Genomic DNA, 23353 nt, shown 5'->3' on the forward strand with positions numbered 1-23353 from the left:
AATCTATATTTTAATCGCTCTCTGAAATAGTCAACAGAATTGTCAAGACTACTCCTATTACTACTAAATAAACTCCAATGTCAAAAAATAAGGCTGTACCTACTGAACCAATTACAGCTACCTTATCCGCAAACCACACTCCTGTCATAAAAGGTTGTCCTAATAATACAGGTAAAAATCCACTGATAAAAGAAAGTGTCAACCCTATAGGAATAAGTGTTCGAGGTGGTACCTGAAACAGTCTTAAAGTTCTCCTAGTCGTGTAGGCAAAAGAATGTAAGACAAAGGCAATCGATGCAATCAATCCTCCTACAAATCCTCCTCCTGACAAGTAGTGTCCTCTTAACAATACGAAAAGAGAAAACAACAACAATAGAGGTAATAAATAGTTAGTCGCTGTTCTAAGAATAGTAGCGTCTAACTTTTTTATATTGTGTTTTGGCTTATTATTCTTCATCGTCTTTATATTTTAACATACTAAACACCCCTAGAGCCGCGATAGAAAGAACTATTCCTTCGATCATCGTATCAAATCCTCTAAAGTCAACTAATATAACGTTTACCACATTCTTACCCTTCGCTAATGTGTATACATTCTCTGCATAATAGCGACTAATATCTTTATCCGCAGGAGACACTAAAGCTTGAAGCGTAATAATAGATATCAAAATACCAAATGATATAGCTATAATAGCATCTCTAAACTGTATCTTACTATTACCCAACTTTAAGAAAGCAGGTAACTTAAACATCACTAATAAGAATAACACTGTAGTAAGTGTATCTATCGCAAACTGAGTCATTCCTAAATCTGGTGCTCCATAAAACACAAAGATCAAACAGATACAGTACCCTACTACTCCTGTAGCAGCTATAGCCGTAAGTCTAGATGCTGTATTAATAGCAAAAACAACTGCTACTACAGTAATTAAAAACACTACTAGCTCATACGTTCTAAACTCAGATAACCCAACAGTATTCACTGATAAAGGCACATCTGCGAATAGCTTATACCCAACAAGCCCTATAAAGAATACAATGATTACAGCGAGATAAGATCTCAAATACCCATTGTGAAATACCCATGTATATCTAAAAGCAAGTTGTCTAAACTTCTCTACTATGAAAGCAATAATATTCTTAGGAGCTATTCCTTCGAATCGCTCTACTACATTCATAGAACTGTTCCAACACTTAAAGCCAAAGTATACAGCAGTACCAAGGACTATAGTAGCTCCACTAAGCAGTAAACTAGTATTCACTCCATGCCAAATTGCCAAAGGCATTTCTACGACTGCACCATTCATAGCGCTGAATGTTGCCAAGATAATTTCTTTATAAGCAATTACAGGAAGTATCCCTAAAAGAAGTGTGAAGAATCCTAATACCACAGGTGGTGCTATCAGTCTCCAATCCGGTTTATGCGAGATACAGTAATCCTTAATAGGAGTACCAAAGAAAGGTTTAATTCCAATTAAAAAACCTGATCCTGTCAAGAACACATTAGTAAAGAACAGTGCCCCTACTAATACCAATGACAAATTATAATCAATATAATGCAATCCACTCTCATAGATAAGTTCTTTACCTATGAATCCAAAAGTAAGAGGTATACCTGCTGAAGATAATGCTGCTATAACTGCAGCCACAGTAAGCAGTGGAAAGTATTTTTTCAGTCCTCTCAATTTAGTGATATCACGTGTGTGCAAAGCATGATCTACAATACCAGTGATTAAGAAGAAAGCTGCTTTATACAATGCGTGAGCTAATACGAATACTGCCATAGCATATAGCGCTATCTCTGTACCTATACCTAGTAAGAATACTAATAATCCTAGTGCTGATATAGTAGAGTAGGCTAATATTCCTTTCATATCTTTTCTAAAGACACTGTGAAATGCTCCATAGGTCATCGTAATACCACCTACCACTAATAAGATAGTACTCCATTCCATCGTTCCTCCAAGTATAGGAGTAAAACGCGCTAATAGATACACCCCCGCTTTTACCATCGTAGCTGAGTGTAAATATGCAGATACTGGTGTAGGTGCTTTCATAGCCCCTGGTAACCAAAAGTGAAAAGGGAATTGTGCAGACTTAGTAAAAGCTGCCAAAAATAAGAATACAATGATTAATAGATAGAAAGGACTATCTTTTAATACATCGCTTTGAGTAAGCAAATCACTAATCGTATAAGTACTGGTTATAGCACCGACAATAACTCCAAAGGACAGTAGGAAGAAACCTCCTAATCCAGTAATAGCTAAAGCCCATAAAGCACTTGCTCTAGACTCTTCTTGTTCATTATTAAACCCAATCAAGAAGAACGAACTTATACTAGTAAGCTCCCAAAAAATAAATAAGGTAATAAGGTTATCAGAAGTAACAACTCCTAACATAGCTCCCATAAAGATAGTAAGGTAGCTCAAAAAACGATGTAGGAGCGGATGCCCTCTTAAATAAGAAGTCGCGTATAAATAAACTAACGTCCCAATTCCTGAAATCAACAATCCAAACAATAGTGATAATCCGTCTATTTTAGAATCTAAGTTAATACCTAAGCTAGGTATCCACTCCGACCTGTATAGTACACTATTCACCCCGTCTTTTACAGAACGTAAAAAAGATAATAGATATAAAAAAATTGAAAATGGAAGTAAGGATATTAATGCAACAAATTTAGTCTGTACTGGTTTCTTAAGTAACAAAATACCAAAACCAAGTACAAAGGTGAGAAAAATTAATGTTAGCATATTTTCTTTATTTCTCTAAATATATATTTTCAGTTTAGGGGTAAATATATACAAAAAAAAATAAAAAACAGCTTCTAACTTGCCGTTATACAACAATTAACGTTAGATTCTTCTCACCTTCATTCTTGCAATTAGGAATAATTAAAAGAATATCCCAATTAAGTATTATCTATTCAACATTTCCCACAATTTATCTTTTAACTCTGTTAACCCTTGGTGAGCTACAGATGAGATAAACATATATGGTACTCCGTCTAGTTCAGCATCTAGCTGTACTTTTAATTCAGATTTTAACTCGTCATCTAACATATCACATTTAGTGATAGCTAATAAACGATCTTTATCCAGCATCTCTGGATTATATCTTCTAAGCTCATCTACTAAGATCTCATATTCCTTCTTGATATCATCTGCATCCGCAGGTACCATAAACAGAAGTGTAGAGTTTCGCTCAATATGTCTTAAGAAGTAGTGACCTAAACCTTTCCCTTCAGCTGCCCCCTCGATAATACCAGGGATATCAGCAATAACGAATGATCTAAAATCTCTATATGATACGATACCTAAGTTAGGCTTAAGCGTCGTAAATGGGTAATCAGCAATCTTAGGTTTAGCAGAAGTAAGTACTGACAGCAATGTAGATTTACCTGCATTAGGGAACCCTACTAATCCTACGTCAGCTAATACTTTTAATTCTAATACGATATCTAGTTCTGCACTAGGCATACCTGGTTGCGCATAACGAGGAGTCTGATTCGTAGAAGATCTAAAGTGCCAGTTACCTAGACCACCTTTACCACCTTCAGCTACGATTCTCTTCTCACCGTGCTCAGTTATTTCGAATAATACTTCACCTGTTTCTTTGTCCTTAACTACAGTTCCTAATGGCACCTCGATAATTTTATCTTCTCCATCAGCTCCTGTACTTCTAGAACTTCCACCATCACCTCCGTGACCGGCTTTAATATGGCGTGCAAATTTAAGGTGAAACAACGTCCATAACCCTTCGTTACCTACAATATAAACATGACCACCACGACCACCATCACCTCCATCAGGTCCACCTTTTTCAATAAACTTTTCTCTGTGTAAGTGTGTAGATCCTCTACCCCCTTTACCAGAAGCTACATATATCTTTACGTAATCGACAAAATTCCCTTCAGTCATTTCCTTTAATTTTTTACTCCATATTGCACCATACAATTGGAATTGGGCGGCAAATGTAATATTTTTTTACTGAATGTTATAGAGTCCTTATATTAAAGTATCTATAACATTACTTAAGCGTCCTGTAATTTCTTCTATAGATCCGATACCATTCACAGCTGTAAACACACCTCTATCCTCATAGAACTTGATTAATGGAGCTGTATTCTCATTGTACTCTCTATATCTATTTCTGATTTTTTCTTCATCTTGATCATCAGCTCTTCCACTAGTTTTACCTCTCTCTAAGATACGTGCTACTAATACTTCATCATCAGCTTCTAATCCTACAGTACCTACAAATTTGATACCTTTCTCTGTCAATAGTTTTTCTAGAGCCTCAGCTTGAGCTATCGTACGTGGGAATCCATCAAATAAGAATCCTGCTTTATCCATATTCTTAGCTACTTCATCTGCTAGCATATTAATAGTAATCGAATCTGGCACTAACTGACCTTTGTCAATAAAGGCTTTTGCTTGTGTACCTAAATCTGTACCATTCTTAATATTATAACGGAATACATCTCCAGTTGATATATGAGTTAAATTGTACTTTCCTTTTAAAAACTCAGCTTGTGTGCCTTTTCCTGCACCTGGTTTTCCAAATAAAACTATTGCAATCATTATCTATTCTTTATTCTGTTAGTCTTTTGTTATTCTTTAATTTGGTATATTTCTGGTATATTTCTACCATGTTTATTGTAGTCCATTCCGTATCCTACAATAAATTTATTCTCTATCTCAAATGCTACGTAATCTAAAGGAATATCTTTCGTATAAGCCTCTGGTTTTAGACATAGCGTACAGATGCGTACTTCTTTTGGACGGTGTTGATCAAATAACTTTTTAAGTGCTACTAAAGTATTTCCAGTATCCACGATGTCCTCAATAATAACGACTCTTCTATCAGTCACATCGATATCTAGTCCTAATAACTGATTTACTTGATTAGTAGATTGTGTTCCGATATAAGAAGCCATCTTCACAAAACTCATTTCACATGAGCCTTCATAGTGCTTCACTAAATCAGAAATAACCATAAACGAACCGTTCAGAACCCCTATAAATACAGGAACATCACCGTTCATGTCTTTCTCTATTTGTTTAGCGATTTCGCTTAATCTAGTATCAATTCGTTCCCTAGATATAAAAGGCACGAATACTTTATCTAATACTTGTATTTCCATTGTGTCGAAGTTGTTCGTAATTTGCAAATATACAAAAAGAATACAGGTTTATTCGTTTCTATGCAAAGGAATTACCCCCAAATTCTAAAAAAACAACTCGCTTTTATTTGATTATTTGTTTTTGTTTTTACCTATAGAAATAAAAAAAACGTAGCGTTATAAAAACGCTACGCCTAAAACAAACTAATTCAATCTAACTCTAAAACCAAAGTTTATAGTTCTATCGTTGAGATTATTTTCACTACTTAAAACGTAATTTTCAATTTCTAAACGAGTCCTTCTTTAACTCGTTCCTAACAAATATAAGTTAATTTTTTTAACTAAAAAATATTTCTTTAATAAAATATTATAGTTTAAAAATACACTAAGTACAATTAAAAACCGTAAAATAAAACAAAAAACATCTTTTTAACGTATAAAACTAAAAATAAATAACAAAATAATCAAAAACACAATTTTGATTAAGCAATTCACTAAAAAGAACCTTTCCACTTTTTTTCTTTCGACAGCTCATACAGATAAATAATATAGAGTAGAATAATAAACTCAATTAATATCAATATCATAGAGTATCTACATAAGTTACGCTTATAAAAAACACATTAAACCGCCTCCTCATCTAGCTATAACACGTAAGATCAAAACACTATTATCTCCCCTTTCTAGTCTATATTGGGAAATCACACAGATTTAAAAGTAATTACACATCCTATCCCGGAACTTACTCCGTCTAAGATTCTTCTATGATGACTTTAGAGTTCTTTTAGAAAAAGGCTCTCCTCTAGAGCAAATAGGGAGAATCTTAGAATAATCCTCGAAGAATCTATTACGAACACCCATAAATACTGGCCTTAAAGCCATATTAAAATAATACTCAAAACGAGAACAAAACACACAAATTATTAATAACCAATAAAATACAATAAAAACTAAACTCAATATAATCAAAAAAAGTAGTTCACTTTTTTCAAAAGAGGGCCTAAACAGGCTACCTATTTCACTAAAAAAATAAAAAACAGGAGTAAAACATCTGTTTTATCCTACCATTTTCGCTCCTATTACCCCTTAAAAAGAAAAAAGGATTTACTTTTTCTTTTCTAACATTCTAATCATTTACTAGACAATATTAGTATGTAATGATCATTAGTTTATCCCATCATTAATAACTGTCCTTCAACAGAAGTTGATTAATCCTGTAAGACTAAAAAGCAATACTATTTATTTTAGATAATTTTAAATTATCTTTGTGCGATAACAATACAACTACACAATGAATTACTTTTCTACTGATTTCCGTTTGGGAATATTAGGAGGAGGTCAATTAGGTAAAATGCTCCTATATGACACTCGCAAATTTGACATCGCGACGAATGTACTAGATCCTAGTAAAGATGCTCCTGCTCAATATGGAGCTCATCAATTCTTTCAAGGAGATTTAATGGATTTCGAAACAGTATATCGCTTCGGTAAAACCGTAGATGTACTGACTATCGAAATAGAGAATGTGAACTTAGATGCACTTGATAAGTTAGAAGAGGAAGGTCTTAAAGTATTCCCTTCTCCAAAAACACTTCGCTTAATCCAAAACAAAGGAAATCAAAAAGATTTTTACACTACGCATAATATCCCGACTGCTCCATATAAGAGATTTAAGGATATAGAATCATTAATCCAGGCAGCTAAAGCTAACGAGGTAAACTTGCCTTTCGTATGGAAGTCAGCACAATTTGGATATGATGGTAATGGTGTGAAAGTAGTTCGTTCGATTGCTGATTTAGACACATTGCCTAATGTAGAATGTATTGCTGAAGTAATGGTTCCATTCAAAAATGAATTGGCTGTTATTGTAGCTCGTTCTGCAAATGGAGAGATCAAGACTTATCCTGTAGTAGAAATGGAGTTTCACCCAGAAGCTAACCAAGTGGAGTATGTGATCTGCCCTGCTCGTATAGATGCAACTGTAGCTGATAAAGCAAGAGCTATCGCTCTTCAGGTGTCTGAGAAATTTAACCACGTAGGTCTATTAGCAGTAGAAATGTTCCAGACGCAAGACGATGAAGTACTAGTAAACGAAGTTGCTCCTCGTCCACATAATTCTGGGCATTACTCTATAGAGGCTAGTTATACTTCTCAATTCGAACAGCATGTACGCGCTATCTTAGGATTGCCTTTAGGTAACACAGATAGTAAAGTAGCAGGTATTATGGTAAACTTAGTAGGTGCTGAAGGATATACAGGTCAAGTATTCTATGAAGGTATGGAAGAAATCTTAGCAATAGATGGAGTAACTCCTCATATCTATGGCAAGAGAGAGACTAGACCTTTCCGCAAGATGGGACACGTAACTATCGTAAATAGCGATATGACTGAAGCGAGAAAAATAGCTCAACAGGTAAAAGAAACAATCAAAGTAATCAGCAAATAAATTATGAAAATAGCAGTAGTTATGGGCAGCGTATCTGATATGCCTGTCATGCAAGATGCAATCAATATTATCAAAGAATTCGGTGTAGAAGTAGAAGTGGATATCGTATCTGCTCACAGAACACCTGAGAAATTAGTAGATTTCTCTTCTAACGCTCATAAGCGTGGTATCAATGTGATTATCGCTGGAGCTGGCGGAGCAGCACACTTACCAGGTATGGTAGCGTCTATGTCTCCTCTACCTGTTATCGGAGTGCCAGTTAAGTCTAGCAACTCTATCGATGGATGGGACAGTGTACTATCTATCTTACAGATGCCAGGTGGTGTACCAGTAGCTACAGTAGCGCTTAATGGTGCTAAAAATGCAGGTCTACTAGCTCTACAGATCTTAGGTAGTCAGAACGAAGAACTACTTAATAAGATGGTAGAGTATAAAAACGGATTAAGAGAAGCTGTACTAAAAGCAGCAGAGTCTATAAAATAACAAAGGATGCCCGATGGGCATCCTTTTATTTTTTTTATGATTACACTATCTGATATAGCTTGAGTGACACGGTTAATAAACCGTCTCTACATTGACATACGAAACCATGTACAGACTGTTCCTTCAAACATTACTCATTGTTAATTACAAAAACAGGCTATGTTGACATCCAGTAAGTATATCTCTGACTATTCTGCTAATATGAGAATCATTACTTACACCTTTCATTCCTAAATAAGGCAAACTCTGTATAACCTCATCCTTACCTTGAAACACTAATTCACTACACAGGTTACTTATCTCTAAGTGATCAGAATCTGTTAGTGCTATCCCTTCTTTTACTTTAAACCAAGTAGACTCTGTTAAAGAATAAAAAGCTGCTTTACGCGTATCAAAGGCAGTATTTAACTTAGCTAATAATGCTGTCTGAAACTGTTCATAAGCACCTCCCTTTAATTGTTCAAAATACTGAGCTACCTCATCAAGATAATGTCGCTGCATACCTAATTGATTTACTGCAAGGGTAAACTTAGCGAATGGATAAAAAGGAAACTGATACAACGGGGTATCTATAGTACATGCTTCACTAGTGATACTAAAGCTACGCGTTTTAGATACTCGCAATTCCTTAGCTTCGATAGTATGACTACCTGTAGCTATAAGTCCTAATGTATTCCAGCTATCTTTAGTAGTCACTTCTGAAGGTAAGAAAAAGAAAGATTTATAAATAGGCTTACCTTCTGTATCGAGTTGTAACTCTCCATTTATCTTAATGTGACAATTAACTGTGAATACTGTACAGTGGTGCAATCCAGTAACAATATCCCATGAGCCATTCACGATATAATACTCTCCTTCTTCTGTAGCTACACCGCTTACTTTACCACTTCCTCCAAAACATACTTTCTTATTACTAAATATCTTTTCGCTTTCTTCTGGATCAATAAAACCCACGAACATATTAGCTCCACTACACAATGTAACTGTCCATCCTAAGCTACCATCTATACACGCTAACTGTTCTTCTAGCCTTAAGGCCTCGATAAAGTCAAGTTCTAATCCATTATATTTCTTAGGTACAAATATATTAAAGAGGTTATTATTATAAAGCACCTCTAGTTGCTGATCTGTAAGATGTCCAAGTTTCTCAGCTTTACTTATATCACCTTTAAGTATCGCTATATCTGCGTCACTTATATACTGTTTCATATTGGGTTGTTTTGTTGTTTTACAAAGCTAACTTATTAAAACAAAAAAGACCTCATTAGTTATACTAACAAGGCCTCTTCTTTATAACAAACTTCTTATTCTAAACTTTCTGGTAGCAATAAACTAAACTGACTAGCGGTAAGAATATCACATACGATCCGATTCATCTCCGTAGTGTAGTTCATCGCATTCATTCCTAAATAAGGTAATACTTTCATAATAGAGTTACGTCCTTTATAGACTAACTTCTTACACATGGATTCTATCTCTGCTGTTGTTTCTGCGGATAAATAACCATTCAATATAATCTCATCACAAGATGCTTTAGCCACTTTATAGAAGACTTCTCTACGCTTTAAGAACTTCTCTTCATAAGTATAGAATATCTCTTCTTTAAACTCAAAATACTTATTGTATAAATCACCTTTAAAATACTTGCGCAACTCATCCATAAAGTGTTCCTGCATTCCTAAGTGATTAGCTGTTAATGTCAATAGTGCAAATGACATAAAGGGATAGTAATAAGTGGGTTCATTAATCACTGGATGCTCACTGTTAATCTCAAAGGTACGATTAGCATTTACTCTAAAGTCTTTTAGCTTCACGCTATGACTTGCTGTAGCTTTTAGTCCAATAGATTTCCAGTCTTCAATTACAGTAACTTCTTTTGGAAAGAAAAAGAACGTTTTAAAGTATGGTGTGCCATCTTGGTTATACAGTAACTCTCCTTTATCTTCTATATGACAATTAAGGGTTAATACTGTACAATGTGGTAAACCTACTATATAATCCCAAACTCCATTAACGATATAACCATCTTTACTCACTCTAGCCACTCCGTCTATCTGAGCACTTCCTCCAAAACAGACCTTCTTATCCTGAAAGATCATCTTAGCCATAAACGTATCTAGGTACCCTACAAACATATTAGCGCCAGAACACATAGTGACTGTCCATCCAAGACTACCATCTATTCTAGCTAGTTGTTCCTCTATTTCTAAGGCTTCGATTAGGCTTAATCCCAGTCCTCCTAAATCTTTAGGCACAAACATATTGAATAACTTATGCTTATAAATTATTTCTAACTGCTGTTCTGTTAAGGTTCCTAATTCATTAGACTTACATACCTCACTTTTTAGAATTGCTAAATCCTCTGATGTCATTTCGAACATAATACATTGATTTATTACACATTATAACAAACATATCAAATATTAATCTTATTAATATGTGATTATTCTCAATTAGTGCAAAAAACATTCCACACTCGTTATTTCTATATCTTATTTTACAATATTCTTTCACTTTCCACTAATACTCTAGGCTCAGAGCAATTCTAAAACTGAGAAAAGAGATAATTGGCTAAATTTTAAATAGACTGTAACACCCCTTTGTTTAAAAAAACTTACTTTTATAGTATTATATAAATAGAGAAATTATACAAATATGTCTGCATTAAACAATCCATTTAACACAGTACACGGCACTGCGCCATTTACACAGATTAAAACGGAAGACTATATTCCTGCTTTTCAAAAAGCAATACAAGACACAAAAAATGAAATAGAAGCTATTACTTCTAATACTGATATACCTACATTCGAAAATACTTTAGAGGCTCTTGCTTATTCAGGTATGGAATTAGACATATTGTCTAATATATTCTTTAACCTCAACTCTGCTGAAACAAATGACGAGATGCAAAAAATAGCACAGGAAGTAGCTCCTATGTTATCTGCATTGAGCAATGATATTTCCTTAAACGAAGAGTTGTTTAAACGCGTTAAAGCTGTATACGAACAAAAAGATAACCTAAACCTTACTACAGAACAAGAAACACTGTTGACAAAGAACTATAAAAGCTTTGTAAGAAATGGTGCTTTATTATCTGAAGACAAGAAAGAACGCTTAAGAGCTATTGATGCAGAATTATCTACTACTGCTTTGAAGTTCGGAGAGAATGTATTAGCAGAAACTCATAAATATCAATTACATATCACTTCTGAACAAGACTTAGCAGGACTACCTGAAGGGGCTATCGAAGAAGCTAAAGCATTAGCTGAACAAGAAGGTAAAGAGGGTTGGATATTCACATTGGATTATCCAAGCTATATTCCTTTTATGACGTATGCTGATAATCGTGAGTTGCGTAAAGAAATGGCTATTGCAGGAGGTAAAAAAGCATTCCAAGACAATGAGCACAACAATGAAGCTAACGTTTTAAACATAGTAAACTTACGCCATGAGAGAGCTAATCTATTAGGATATGCTACACATGCTCACTTTGTATTGGAAGAGCGTATGGCACAAAGTCCTGATAAAGTAAATGCTTTCTTAGAAGAGTTATTAGCAAAGGCTAAACCTGCAGCAGATAAAGAGTTTGCTGAGTTAGCTGCTTTTGCTAAGAAAACAGATAATATAGATCAGTTAGAGAAATGGGATGGCTCGTACTACTCTGAGAAGTTAAAACAAGAACGTTTTAGTTTAGACGACGAGTTATTAAAACCATACTTCCAATTAGAGAATGTATTAGATGGTGCTTACCAAGTAGCGAATAAGCTATATGGATTAGTATTCACTGAAGTACACAATATAGAAAAGTATCACGCTGATGTACGTACGTTCGAAGTAACGAATGAAGCTGGTGAGTTTATCGCTGTGTTCTACACTGACTTCTTCCCTCGTAAAGGAAAGAGAAATGGTGCTTGGATGACTTCATTCAAAAACCAATATATCAAAGATGGAATAAACGAGAGACCACATATCTCTATCGTGTGTAACTTCACTAAGCCTACTGCAACTAAACCTTCGTTACTTACATTTAACGAAGTGACTACTTTATTCCACGAGTTTGGACATGCATTACACGGTATGTTGGCCAACACGACTTACCCATCTCTATCAGGTACTAATGTATATTGGGACTTCGTAGAGTTGCCAAGTCAAGTGATGGAGAACTGGTGTTACGAGAAAGAAGCTTTAGAGCTATTCGCTAAGCACTACCAAACAGGAGAGACTATTCCTATGGAGTTAGTAGAAAAAATCAAAGAGAGCGCAAGCTTCTTAGAAGGATTAGCTACTGTTCGTCAGTTGAGCTTTGGTTTATTAGATATGGGATGGCATGGACAAGATCCTACTACTATTACAAGTCTAAAAGACTTCGAGACAAAACAGTTCCAATCTACACAGCAATATCCTGATGTAAAAGAGAATGCTATGAGTACTTCATTCTCACATATCTTCCAAGGAGGATACTCTTCTGGATACTATAGTTACAAATGGGCAGAGGTATTAGATGCAGATGCTTTTGCTTATTTTAAAGCTAATGGTATCTTTAATAAAGAGGTAGCTACGAAGTTTAAAGATAATGTACTGTCTCAAGGAGGTACAGATCATCCAATGACATTGTACAAGAAATTCAGAGGTCAAGAACCTAGTCCTGATGCTTTACTGAAAAGAGCAGGATTGTTATAAAAACAAAGAAGCCCATTGCGATGCAATGGGCTTCTTTTATTTTGGGGACTTGTATCTAAATATTTTATCTCTACACGTCTATATTGTGGTTACCATCTCTACATTCCAATATTATGGTTACTGGGTGGTAGACGCAAAGTGTTGCGTCTCTACAGAAAACACTCTTCGTTATAAACGTAAGCATCAAGTGTGATTGGCATCTTATTAGCTTCTTTAAGGTCATTTTGAGCTTCGTTATACTTATCTACCTCTGAAGCTGCTTTAGGGTCTTTAATAGTACCTAATAAGTCTTTAATACGATCTAATTCGCGTTGTTGATCTGCTTTAAGATACCCAACAGCCACTTCACATACTTCTTTAAATGTTTTACCTCCTACCTGTTTTAAGAAAGCAGCATCTGTCTTATCATTGTCGATACCATCTTCTGCATCATAGATAATATTATAGTTACCTATAATCTGTATTGCTTTTTGTAAACGCCATTGATCATCATCTCCTAAAGATACCATCATTTTATCTTCAGATTCAGCGTATGCATCCATATTCTCTGCAGACAATCTCAATTCTTTAGTCTCAGTTTGTTCAGCTGGTGCTTCTACTTTTGTATCTTCTACCACTACTGGCGTTTCTACTTGTTTGTCTTTACAACTAACTGTAAGAAGAGCCACTGCAAATATTGTTAAGCTTAATTTTTTCATATTTATACGTAAAGGAACAAATGTAAAACCTAAAACACCAATTATACAATAGCCATAATCAGCTAATTTTCTCACTTACATTCAATAGTACTATACAAAAAAGGGAAGGTAATACTACCCTCCCTTCGAATCAAAACAAAACCACTATAATTAATATAGTCTCTTTACTTATTATGAAAAAACTTATTATGATAAGTCACCAAACTTCCCAGAGTTAAAGTCCTCTACTGCTGCTACAAGTTCATCTGTTGTATTCATTACAAATGGCCCGTAGTGAGCAATAGGTTCGTTTAAAGGTTCTCCAGATATAATCAATACTACCGCATCTTTAGTTACCTCAACAGTAAACTCCTCTCCCTCTCTATCCATATGTGCTACATAATCTGTAGCTACAGTAGTTCCGTTTACTTTAACTTCTCCTTCTAGTACCAGTAACAAAGTTGTATATCCGCTTGGGAAAGCAAACTTAGTTTCTAATCCAGCTTTTGCTTTTAGGTTGTACATATGGATTGGTGAGAATGTTGACGCACTACCTTTAGTTCCATTATAATCACCAGCTATAACTTCTACTAGCCCCATATCATTCTCTAACAAATGTTTTGCCATCGTTTTATTCTCAATAGCTTGATATTTAGCAGGGCCTTTTTTATCTTCTCTTTTTAAATTCACCCATAGCTGAACCATTTGGAACTCTCCTCCTGTTTTACTCCACTCTGTTTCATGAAACTCTTTGTGTAACACTCCAGACGCTGCAGTCATCCATTGTACATCACCTTCACCGATAACTCCTCCACCTCCACTACTATCTCCGTGCTCTACACGTCCTTTATATGCAATAGTTACAGTCTCAAAACCTTTATGAGGGTGAACACCTACTCCTCTTGGTATCTCTGATGGTCCAAACTCATATTTAGAATTGTAATCTAGCATAATGAAAGGATCCATTTGTTTCATATCCATATTAGGCATACTTGGAATAAAGTTATGCACTCTAAAACCATCTCCTACAAAATGTGCTGGTTGTGGTTTTACGATCTGTTTTATGTTTCTTGTTTTCATAGTTGTAATATTTTATACTTCAAAATTACAACCACTTACCCCCAAACACACTTAATCTACAACAAGAAGTAAGAGTACAAAAAAAGAGGCTTACCTAAGTAAACCTCTTCTTGAATTATAGTTATAAACTAGTTTTTAATCTCTACTCTCATCCCTTCACTATGAGCACTAAGCTCTGGCGCGTACATACTTTGCATTGTTGTAATCCCGTTTGAGAAATTACCACTTACATTTGCTCGTAAGTCATACTCGAATACATAACTACCTTTTCTCAATCTAGAGATAAAGAAATTAGTAGATGCATCTCTTGTTTCTTCATAGTAACCAAACTCTCCTTTCCATCTATAACCTGAAAGTACATTCGTTGGTTCTAATCCACTTGCACGCATATCTTTTAGATGTACATAGTCCATATCTCTATCAACATTAATCTCTAGACGTACAGTAACTACATCACCTACTTTCACAGGTGTCTCCTTTGTAATCTCGCGTAATACCTGACCTTTGTCTGTATTTGCTTTTACATAAAGCTTCTTGTTCATCTTAATACCAGTCTCTGCAGCATTAATAGCATCTAAATTCTCAAAATACTGCCAGTACATTGCCCCATAAGCGATACCAGGAGAAGTCTTCGTTAGTTCTACAACGCCTTTCTTCGCTGTCATCTCTGCTTTTGACCAATTCTGCTTGATATAACCACTTCCCATCTGAGCAGTCTCAGTCGTATTAATAGGATAACCTCCCACTTTTACTTCTATTCCCTTCTCAGTATCCATCCAAGACTTACCTGTGTTTAATAAAGCATATACTGCCTTTGTCGTTGACTTAATAGATGCCCATCCACTAGTTTGTTTATTTTTAAGTAACCATACCTTCATTTGCTCAATAGCAGTCGAATATTTCTCTTGATCTACTTCATTAGCAGCCTCTATAATAGCCACCTGAGTTTCTACAGGAGCCTGATACCATAACCAGCCTGCTGTATTATTTTTCCAGTACATTCCCATTTCATCTGACTGTACAGCTGTTTCTAGCAAGCCTTTTACAATATTATCTGCTGTTTTTTGTACACCAAATCTTTTTGCTATTACCGCACGCATAGCGTCTTGATATAGATTATTAGAAGGTTTCTCACTCTCTATACTCTTGCGAATAGCTGTAATCATAGGAGAATACTTCTCATTAATACCATACTCCCCAATAAAGAAACTACGTGTATATAGATAATGAGTACCTATACTTGTTACCTTTCCTTTCTCTCCGAATTTAGCTTGTTCTACAAAAGAATTATACTGCGCTTGATCCATATATTCAATAGCCTGGTTCAGCATAGTCTTATAACCTGAGTTTATATGTAAGATGTTATCTAATACTCCCATTCTTCTAAGTGTACCAAACCCTTCTACAATAGACTGCGTCATATAAATATCTGACTTACCTCCCTTAAACCAAGAGAATCCACCATCTGCATTTTGTAAATCAGTCAACTTATTTAATGAATTACTTAACTCATTCTGCATTGTATTCAAGTCAAATAGAACAGCCATACGTTTCATTTGTTCTACTTCATTTGCTGCTTCTCTCACCCAAGGAGTTTCTGCTAATAGTATGTTTTTTAGTTCTTGATTTTGTTCCAATTTAGAAGCTACTTCTCCTTTTACATTCCATTGATCAAATACAGTTTTAATCTTAGGATTGTCATTTAGTATTTTAGTAGCTACAGCATTAGCGAATACTCTACCAAATACCTGTTCTGAAGAATCGTAAACAGACTCTTGTAAGTAAGGTAAAGCAAATACAGCATTCCATATTGGATTAGTTGTTAGCTCTAATGTTAACTTGTGATTTTGAAGTGTATTGCTACTATTCTTCTCATAGTCTTTAAAAGTAAACTGTTTGTTTTGTCCTTCTTTTACATAAATAGGCATTGTTTCTGTCACTAGTATTCTATTAGAAAGTACTGGTACTACAGATTCTTCTCCATCACTGTAATTATCAGACACAGCCACTACTCTACACGATACCACTTCTACACCAGTAGGCACTTCTATATCCCAATTAACTGCACTTGATTCATCTTTATTCACAGAGAAGTCCACAACTTTCTCTACTAGCAGTTCATTGCTATACGCATTATGAAATTGTAGAGTCGCCTTTCCTTTTCTCGTTACATCAGACAAGTTAACTACTTTAGTTGATAAGGTTAGTTTATCTCCTTCACGTAAAAAACGAGGTAAATTAGGAATAACCATTAGTTCTTTTTGAGTAACAATAGACTTCTCAGCGTAAGCTTGCTCTAAGTTCTTGGTATGAGCTACAGCCATAAACTTCCACTTAGTCAATGCCTCAGGCATGGTGAACTCAAACTTCACATCACCATTCTCATCTGTCTTTAACGTTGGATAGAAGAATGCAGTCTCACGTAGGTTTTTACGTACAGGTGTAACATTATTAGTCTCTGCTTTACTTCCTACTCCATCTGCCTGTAGATCTCCTTTGCTGCTTTCCATTTCAGGAGCACCTGCCATCGGAACGTCAGCAACCCTATTAAGTTCTTCTTCCATCATAACAGCTTTTCCTTTCATTCTAGCACTTGATCCATATAATACTCCATATCCACCAAATATATTAAACCCATAGGTGTTTAATACCATTGGCCTATCAATTGCAAAAGCCGTTGATCTATCATATTCTGCACTAACCAAAGATCTAAAATATGTAGTACTACTTACTGTAGAGAAGTCATACTTCCCTATTGTAGATAATCCATAATAATACTTTGGTATTACTAACTCCTTATTTAGATTATGAGGCATGAATTGATCCAAAGATTCATCATACATAGTAGCCAATAACTCTGCTTGTACCTGCTCTTTCCCTTCTCCCTTAACCTTTAATGACCATTTTTCTTTTGCTCCAGGTTCTACCTTATCTCTAAACGATTCAATTACTAACTGTAATTTACTCTCTTCTCCTTTTAGTGCTACTTCATGACCATATTGTGCAACGATATTGTGCTTTAATGCCAAGGCAGATACAGTTACTTTCTTATAATCTTGCTTGATAGATATATCCAGATTACTTCCCTTCTTACCTACCTTCATTACTTTTTTAGTCAGAATCTTACCATTAGCTTGAACTTCAACATAAACATAAGTGTTATCCTCTGCACTTCTAACTTCTATGGTAGCCTTGTCTCCTGCTTGATATGTTTTTTGTTTCGTTTTAAGCTCTACTAATACTGAGCTAACTTCTTTTAATTCTTCATTTCTAAAAACAATCTTTTTCTCAACTTCATTTTTAACTCCATTCTCTAAAACATATCCTTTAATCATATAATCCCCTGAAGGTAAGTCCTTAGCTCCTTCATAGGTAATCTTGCTATTCTTAGCTGTATCAAATGAAGTATTAAATACAGATGCGCCCTCTTTCCACTTATCAGAATCTGCTTCATCTCCATACGTTAAGTTAGGGAATAGCGCTACGAACTCTGCATAATTATACAATTGATAATCTCCTTCGTTCAGATTAAACTTATCTGTGATACGTTTAGACGTAGGCGCTATTAATGGATAGATTGTTAACTCTCCTTGAGATGGGTAGTCCACTCCATTTAAGTTCTTTGTACTAACCGAGAAATTACTTAACTCCTTAGCAGAAGTTACTACTGGTAATTCTATAGCTAATTCTATATTCTTTTCTCCGACTACCACTGTCTGAGTACTACTATGTGTCTCTCCATTCTGATCTATTACATCTGCATAGATATTATAACTGAATGTACGTGCAAGTGTAGAAACACTCCCCTCTTTTGGTAAAGCTGTGAATTTCACTGTAAAATTTCCAGAAGCATCCGTAACTGTTTCGCCCTGTGTCATCGTCTCCGGCCTATCATAGTGATATGGAAAACTAGGCCCACATATCCAACGTGGCCATATCTCCTGACGTTCTACTCTATAAACAACTTTAGCATTATCAATATTACTACCTAAAAATGCTTTTGCTTTTCCAGTAATTTCTACTTCTTCATTTAATTTATAAATAGCCTTCGGCTCATCAAATACAACTTCAAACTTAGGTCGTTTATATTCTTCTACTAAGACATTATGCCAACCTACATTAGTCTCATTTATTTTTACTTCTATCTCATAGTTTCCTAATCGACCATTAGCAGGTAATACAAATTGCCCATTTACTGAGCCAAATTCATTAGTCATTAGTTCTTGTTTGCTAACTTCATTGCCATTTGCATCGCTTAACACCACAGTCACTTTAGCCTTAGCAAATACTTGCTCTGACAATTTTGTTTTCTTTCCAACTATAGATTTAAAGTACAAGACTTGGGAAGGACGATAAATTGCTCTATCTGTTAGAATAGTTGCTTTATATGTAACCTCATCCTCATTAGCACTATTATTATAATACGTTGATACATAAGGAGAATAATACACTTTCTCATCCTTTATATTCATAAATAGATAACTACCTAATTTCGAAACGTCTATTGTAGCATCTCCATTAGAATCTGTAGTAATTACAGTTTCCCAATAATTACTATTATCTCTTCGTTCACTCTCATTAGAAATATGAATCTTCGTATTACTTAAAGGTTTCCCTGATTTGCGATCATATGCTCTTAATTTACCTTGGTTAACCACAATCACATTAGGAGTCACATTGATATGGCTAATTTGCACATCACTAGCATTTTCTTTTATTTGATCAAAAGGAACACTAGAGAATACAACATAGTATCTTCCTGCTGCTAATGGTTTTAGAGCAGCTATAGTTCTATGCATTTCATAATCCTTAAACTCTCCAAGTTTTAATTCATACGAAGTTACAGTAGGCATTTCTTTCTCTAAAGCATAGTACCCCTTATCTTCAAATGAATAAAACTCATCTACTTCCTTAGAAGCATTTGTATTCTTTAATATTTTGACATATACTTTATCTGTGTTTTGGTGACCTATGCTCACTGGTATAGCTTGCTCATCTAACACGTATTCATTCACACTATAATTAAGACGTATTCCTTCTGCATATTTCTTTTCAGCTAGTAGATTCTCTGCAGTCTTCGTTCCAGGAAATAGTTGAATAGCTTTATCGATAAAAGTAATTAGTTCTATTCCTTTTAAATATTTAGCATATCCCTCGTATAAGAAAGGTTCTTTAGGATAGTCTTTTAGAAGGGAAGCATATTTTTCTTTAATGACTTCACTATCACCATTAGATGCAGTTAAATACATTTCGATGTAAACATACATTGCTTGATCTCCTGTAGCCAGCACATCTTTCAGCAATTCAGTTTGGAGTTGTTCTCTTTTTTCTTTTACTGCTTTTCGCTCTTGATCAGTCAGGTTAAACGAATTGTGCTGTAAATTCTCAATATAGTTCAGACGCAGTGCATCATAGACTGTAAACTTCTTCCAGTCTATCGTTAAATTAGATGCTGACAGATAGAATACATCTGCCCATCCACCGATAACAGCAGTCTTATCTCTAGCTGCTATAGTCAATCCTCTCTGATAATACTTATCTATCTCTCTTTTAAAATCTTCTTCAGTCCAATATTCTATAGAAGCTTTTGCTCCACCTTCTACAGATGTACGTCCTCTTAATTTGTACTTATTAGCTGTATAGTACATATTGTATATCTCAGCGATATAAGTATCTAATATAGCTTTACTAGTTCCTGTTGTCTTATTACTTTCGGCTATAAACAAATCTAAGACTGTATTGACGTCAAACTTATTATCCTCCTCTATCAGAATATTAATCTTTGCCTCATAGAACATTGCCTTCATCATACTAGAATAATCTTTATTCTTTTTAGATAGAAGCAATACTTCCTTCACATTTGGGAGCATACTTTTTACCTCAGCATTCTCCTCTTGTTTATGTATTATGTTCCACAATTCTTGTATACGCCCATTAGAACTCTGCCCAAAGCCTACTATGGGTGCAAGAATCATCAGATACAAACCAATTTTTTTCATATATATAGCCCTTTTATTTACTATTCTTAAATTACTTAAAAGTATTCAAAATCTCTTTTAATAGTAGCAAGGTAGAAATAAAATATTTAGCATAAACATTAAGTGATTAATATGACCTCTTTTGAGTCATCTAGTCCATTTATTGACTTTGACTCATCCCTACTATATAAACATATCTTAACACTATAGTTATAAAAATTACATATATCAAAACACAATACAACTCTAAGTTATACAATTCAAATATTTGCCAACCTTTATATAACCTACGCTTGACAAATACATAACACTAATCATTAGGCCTTATCCTGTAATCACAGTTTCTTTGACACAAATAAAAACTATAAAAAATGAAACGAATTATCTTAAGTTTAGCTCTAGGGTTTATGCTATTCTCTTGTTCAAGTGATGACAACAATAAAGAGGAGAATAAAGAAAACAAAAAATACCAAACAGAGAATGTTGTTCTATTAGTAATCGATGGACCTAGAATAACAGAAACTTGGCAAGAGAAAAATCAAGTACATATACCTAATCGCGTAGCTTTACTTAAAGAAGGTGTCTACATCAGTAACTTTAGAAATAATGGATTAACCAATACTAATGCTGGGCATACAGCTCTTATCACTGGAGTATATGACAGTATCAAAAACAATGGTAAAGAACTACCTACTAATCCTTCGGTACTTCAACAATGGCTTAAACACAGTAAGAAGGATAATAGTAAAGCTTGGGTTATCGTATCTAAAGACAAACTAGAGGTATTAAACAATACAAAGAACAAAGAGTGGAATGGAAAATATATGCCTAAAGCGGATGCTGGTATATCAGGGAACCCTTCTGGATATAGAGAAGATGCGGTAACGATAGCTAACTTTAAAGAGGTAATCAAGAAAGACAAACCAAATGTAGTAGTAATCAACCTAAAAGATGTAGATAGCTATGGACACGCGAATAAGTGGAACGAATATATCCAAGCAATAAAAACAACTGATCAAAGCATCAAAGACATTTGGGATTTCTTACAATCTCAACCAGAATACAAAGGAAAGACAACATTAATGGTCTCTAATGACCACGGTCGTCACTCTGATGGTATTAAGGACAGCTTCGTTAACCATGGTGATGCTTGTATAGGATGCCGTCATATAGAATTCTTCGCTATGGGGCCAGACTTTAAGAAAAATGCTGTTATCGCAACAGGTAGTTATGAACAAATAGACGTAGCTAATACAATGGCTGAACTATTAGGAGTAAAACTAGAGTACAGCAAAGGAAAAGTAATCAAAGATATCTTTAAATAATTTATACAAACCGTAATTTACCAATAAAGGCCTGTGATAGTTATCACAGGCCTTTATTATATATATCGAATATGTATATTACCATTCGTTAAACTCGTAATTCTCACTAAAAGACAAATCAAAATACTCATACTGCTTTTTGATTAACTCAATACATTCAGCTGTAGTAGCTTCTTTCTGGTAAGAACCTTGTCTTAAGACTTTCGGAATATCTACTAACCAGATATCATCTCTTAACCAGGCAAACTGAAGTGTATCTTCTCCTTTAAAAATCCCCAAGAAGTTATCCTCTATTTTTGTCAATTTAGTAAAGTACTCTATCGTCTCTGATTCGCTACACACAATAGATTCTTCCCCTTCTGCCCCCATATCAGTATGAGGGTCGTAATAAAACATTTTTATCATAGCTTTCTTTTTAGCAAGTCTAAATGTAGTACAACTTATTGAAGATCTATACAAAAATCAGCTATATACTTTACTTATCTCCATTTCATAGGAAAACCAGTAGTAGGCTGCCCTATAAAATTTCTATTAGGTATAGCTGGTTTCGGGAAAGCGTCAAAGTTTAATGGAATAGCATATACTTTATAACTCTTGATATATTCTTTCTTCAATACTCCGTCTCTCCTAATAGATATTTCTTTTGTTTCCCCCATGTTCAAAGAAAATCTACTTGTAGTCACCTTTTCATTATTAATAGTAATTGCCTCTACATATCCTTGCATCACAGTGTTTACCTTAGATTTTACTTTAAAATAAAAGTGAGTATATTCTTTACGTTCTCTATTCTCTACAGAATTACCAGTATACTGAACACTAATGTCTCTAGAGTTTTCTGGCAAATCTTCTTTAGAACATCCTACAACAAAAATCATGACTAACACCATGATAACCAAACTTATATTTTTCATTTTATTATTATTTTAGAATGCCAAAGTAAAATAAAATCAATTATAGTATATACCATAAAAACAGTATTTAACCAAAATGAAAAATATAAAATAAAAAAATTAAGATAAAAAAACACACTTTACTATTAAATAACTTTTTTTACAATTCTAAATACTAGAAACTAAAAAACAAAAGGAGCTATATAGCTCCTTTTAGTAATAAGTAAGTAATAATAAAGTTTATAGTTTTGGAAACACCGGCTCTGTAATTACTCTAGCAGGTCTGGTATATATTTTTTGACTTTTGATATAATTAGTGTCTTCTATTCTTCCTTCTACTAACACCTCCACTTTAATCGTCTTATTAGGTGCAATAGTAAAATACTCTGATTGCACTTTATCTCCCTTAATTGTTACCAATTCTAAACGCCCATCTAATGGAGTAAGCGCATTAGACCTAACATTATAATTAAAGCTAGTGTATTCTTTAAGAGATTTATGTGCCACAGTAGTATTAATAAACTCTGCTTTTAAACTTCCTTCGTTACTTCTCATACCATCATCACTAGAAGAACAACTAACAAAGAAACACATCATCAGTACTGTTAAAAATAAGCTTATCTTATTCATATCCTTTTATTTTTATGCAAAGTAAATACATATATT

General features: G+C 34.4%; 17 protein-coding genes. 4 read left to right on the plus strand and 13 right to left on the minus strand.

Annotated features, from left to right (window positions below; all coding sequences use genetic code 11):
* Nucleotides 1–10: 10 nt before the first annotated feature.
* From BMX53_RS00300 to hpt, 5 genes are all read right to left on the minus strand, one after another.
* Nucleotides 11–457, minus strand: coding sequence for a Na+/H+ antiporter subunit B (locus BMX53_RS00300; RefSeq protein WP_038985454.1), 447 nt, complete (start codon nt 455–457; stop codon nt 11–13).
* On the minus strand, nt 447–2753 hold the full coding sequence (mbhE, locus tag BMX53_RS00305) for a hydrogen gas-evolving membrane-bound hydrogenase subunit E (RefSeq protein ID WP_038985452.1): 2307 nt from the start codon (nt 2751–2753) through the stop codon (nt 447–449). The genes BMX53_RS00300 and mbhE overlap by 11 nt, the downstream gene beginning before the upstream one ends.
* 165 nt (nt 2754–2918) lie before the next feature.
* A complete protein-coding gene (obgE, locus tag BMX53_RS00310; RefSeq protein WP_038985474.1) occupies nt 2919–3920 on the minus strand; it encodes a GTPase ObgE in 1002 nt (333 codons plus the stop codon).
* 87 nt (nt 3921–4007) lie between these two features.
* Entirely contained in the window at nt 4008–4583 is a 576-nt protein-coding gene (locus BMX53_RS00315; RefSeq protein WP_038985451.1) for an adenylate kinase, read from the minus strand.
* Between the two features lie 29 nt (nt 4584–4612).
* A complete protein-coding gene (gene hpt, locus BMX53_RS00320) occupies nt 4613–5146 on the minus strand; it encodes a hypoxanthine phosphoribosyltransferase (RefSeq protein ID WP_038985449.1) in 534 nt (177 codons plus the stop codon).
* Between the two features lie 1270 nt (nt 5147–6416).
* Between hpt and BMX53_RS00325 the strand changes: the two genes are divergently transcribed.
* A complete protein-coding gene (locus BMX53_RS00325; RefSeq protein WP_038985446.1) occupies nt 6417–7571 on the plus strand; it encodes a 5-(carboxyamino)imidazole ribonucleotide synthase in 1155 nt (384 codons plus the stop codon).
* A gap of 3 nt (nt 7572–7574) precedes the next feature.
* Nucleotides 7575–8054, plus strand: a complete 480-nt coding sequence (purE, locus tag BMX53_RS00330; protein WP_038985444.1) for a 5-(carboxyamino)imidazole ribonucleotide mutase — start codon at nt 7575–7577, stop codon at nt 8052–8054.
* A 144-nt stretch (nt 8055–8198) separates the two neighbouring features.
* Here purE and BMX53_RS00335 read toward each other — a convergent pair whose 3' ends face one another.
* Nucleotides 8199–9263: an acyl-CoA dehydrogenase family protein gene (locus BMX53_RS00335; RefSeq protein ID WP_074744017.1), complete on the minus strand. Its 1065-nt coding sequence runs from the start codon at nt 9261–9263 to the stop codon at nt 8199–8201.
* A gap of 95 nt (nt 9264–9358) precedes the next feature.
* Complete coding sequence (locus BMX53_RS00340; RefSeq protein WP_038985440.1) at nt 9359–10435, minus strand: acyl-CoA dehydrogenase family protein; 1077 nt, start codon at nt 10433–10435, stop codon at nt 9359–9361.
* Nucleotides 10436–10709: 274 nt separating this feature from the next.
* Here BMX53_RS00340 and BMX53_RS00345 point away from each other — a divergent pair, with 274 nt between their 5' ends.
* Nucleotides 10710–12737, plus strand: a complete 2028-nt coding sequence (locus BMX53_RS00345) for a M3 family metallopeptidase (protein WP_074744019.1) — start codon at nt 10710–10712, stop codon at nt 12735–12737.
* Nucleotides 12738–12886: 149 nt separating this feature from the next.
* On the opposite strand, the gene BMX53_RS00350 is transcribed toward BMX53_RS00345, so the two are convergent.
* From BMX53_RS00350 to BMX53_RS00360, 3 genes are all read right to left on the minus strand, one after another.
* Nucleotides 12887–13435, minus strand: a complete 549-nt coding sequence (locus tag BMX53_RS00350) for a hypothetical protein (RefSeq protein ID WP_074744378.1) — start codon at nt 13433–13435, stop codon at nt 12887–12889.
* A 186-nt stretch (nt 13436–13621) separates the two neighbouring features.
* A complete protein-coding gene (locus BMX53_RS00355; RefSeq protein ID WP_074744021.1) occupies nt 13622–14494 on the minus strand; it encodes a pirin family protein in 873 nt (290 codons plus the stop codon).
* Between the two features lie 128 nt (nt 14495–14622).
* Nucleotides 14623–20493, minus strand: coding sequence for an alpha-2-macroglobulin family protein (locus BMX53_RS00360; protein WP_074744023.1), 5871 nt, complete (start codon nt 20491–20493; stop codon nt 14623–14625).
* A 350-nt stretch (nt 20494–20843) separates the two neighbouring features.
* Between BMX53_RS00360 and BMX53_RS00365 the strand changes: the two genes are divergently transcribed.
* A complete protein-coding gene (locus BMX53_RS00365) occupies nt 20844–21797 on the plus strand; it encodes an alkaline phosphatase family protein (protein ID WP_074744025.1) in 954 nt (317 codons plus the stop codon).
* Nucleotides 21798–21875: 78 nt separating this feature from the next.
* Here BMX53_RS00365 and BMX53_RS00370 read toward each other — a convergent pair whose 3' ends face one another.
* From BMX53_RS00370 to BMX53_RS00380, 3 genes are all read right to left on the minus strand, one after another.
* Nucleotides 21876–22202 (minus strand): hypothetical protein, encoded by a 327-nt coding sequence (locus tag BMX53_RS00370; protein WP_038985429.1) that lies wholly within the window; start codon nt 22200–22202, stop codon nt 21876–21878.
* Between the two features lie 74 nt (nt 22203–22276).
* A complete protein-coding gene (locus tag BMX53_RS00375) occupies nt 22277–22708 on the minus strand; it encodes a hypothetical protein (protein ID WP_074744027.1) in 432 nt (143 codons plus the stop codon).
* A 219-nt stretch (nt 22709–22927) separates the two neighbouring features.
* Complete coding sequence (locus BMX53_RS00380) at nt 22928–23317, minus strand: hypothetical protein (protein ID WP_074744029.1); 390 nt, start codon at nt 23315–23317, stop codon at nt 22928–22930.
* Between the last annotated feature and the right edge of the window lie 36 nt (nt 23318–23353).

Source organism: Myroides marinus, assembly GCF_900109075.1.
Taxonomy (GTDB): Bacteria; Bacteroidota; Bacteroidia; order Flavobacteriales; family Flavobacteriaceae; genus Flavobacterium; species Flavobacterium marinum_A.

Bases quoted from the DNA above. Each gene is read 5' to 3' on its own strand.
- BMX53_RS00300 (WP_038985454.1), bottom strand. From the start codon at position 457: ATGAAGAATAATAAGCCAAAACACAATATAAAAAAGTTAGACGCTACT.
- mbhE (WP_038985452.1), bottom strand. From the start codon at position 2,753: ATGCTAACATTAATTTTTCTCACCTTTGTACTTGGTTTTGGTATTTTG.
- obgE (WP_038985474.1), bottom strand. From the start codon at position 3,920: ATGACTGAAGGGAATTTTGTCGATTACGTAAAGATATATGTAGCTTCT.
- BMX53_RS00315 (WP_038985451.1), bottom strand. From the start codon at position 4,583: ATGATTGCAATAGTTTTATTTGGAAAACCAGGTGCAGGAAAAGGCACA.
- hpt (WP_038985449.1), bottom strand. From the start codon at position 5,146: ATGGAAATACAAGTATTAGATAAAGTATTCGTGCCTTTTATATCTAGG.
- BMX53_RS00325 (WP_038985446.1), top strand. From the start codon at position 6,417: ATGAATTACTTTTCTACTGATTTCCGTTTGGGAATATTAGGAGGAGGT.
- purE (WP_038985444.1), top strand. From the start codon at position 7,575: ATGAAAATAGCAGTAGTTATGGGCAGCGTATCTGATATGCCTGTCATG.
- BMX53_RS00335 (WP_074744017.1), bottom strand. From the start codon at position 9,263: ATGAAACAGTATATAAGTGACGCAGATATAGCGATACTTAAAGGTGAT.
- BMX53_RS00340 (WP_038985440.1), bottom strand. From the start codon at position 10,435: ATGTTCGAAATGACATCAGAGGATTTAGCAATTCTAAAAAGTGAGGTA.
- BMX53_RS00345 (WP_074744019.1), top strand. From the start codon at position 10,710: ATGTCTGCATTAAACAATCCATTTAACACAGTACACGGCACTGCGCCA.
- BMX53_RS00350 (WP_074744378.1), bottom strand. From the start codon at position 13,435: ATGAAAAAATTAAGCTTAACAATATTTGCAGTGGCTCTTCTTACAGTT.
- BMX53_RS00355 (WP_074744021.1), bottom strand. From the start codon at position 14,494: ATGAAAACAAGAAACATAAAACAGATCGTAAAACCACAACCAGCACAT.
- BMX53_RS00360 (WP_074744023.1), bottom strand. From the start codon at position 20,493: ATGAAAAAAATTGGTTTGTATCTGATGATTCTTGCACCCATAGTAGGC.
- BMX53_RS00365 (WP_074744025.1), top strand. From the start codon at position 20,844: ATGAAACGAATTATCTTAAGTTTAGCTCTAGGGTTTATGCTATTCTCT.
- BMX53_RS00370 (WP_038985429.1), bottom strand. From the start codon at position 22,202: ATGATAAAAATGTTTTATTACGACCCTCATACTGATATGGGGGCAGAA.
- BMX53_RS00375 (WP_074744027.1), bottom strand. From the start codon at position 22,708: ATGAAAAATATAAGTTTGGTTATCATGGTGTTAGTCATGATTTTTGTT.
- BMX53_RS00380 (WP_074744029.1), bottom strand. From the start codon at position 23,317: ATGAATAAGATAAGCTTATTTTTAACAGTACTGATGATGTGTTTCTTT.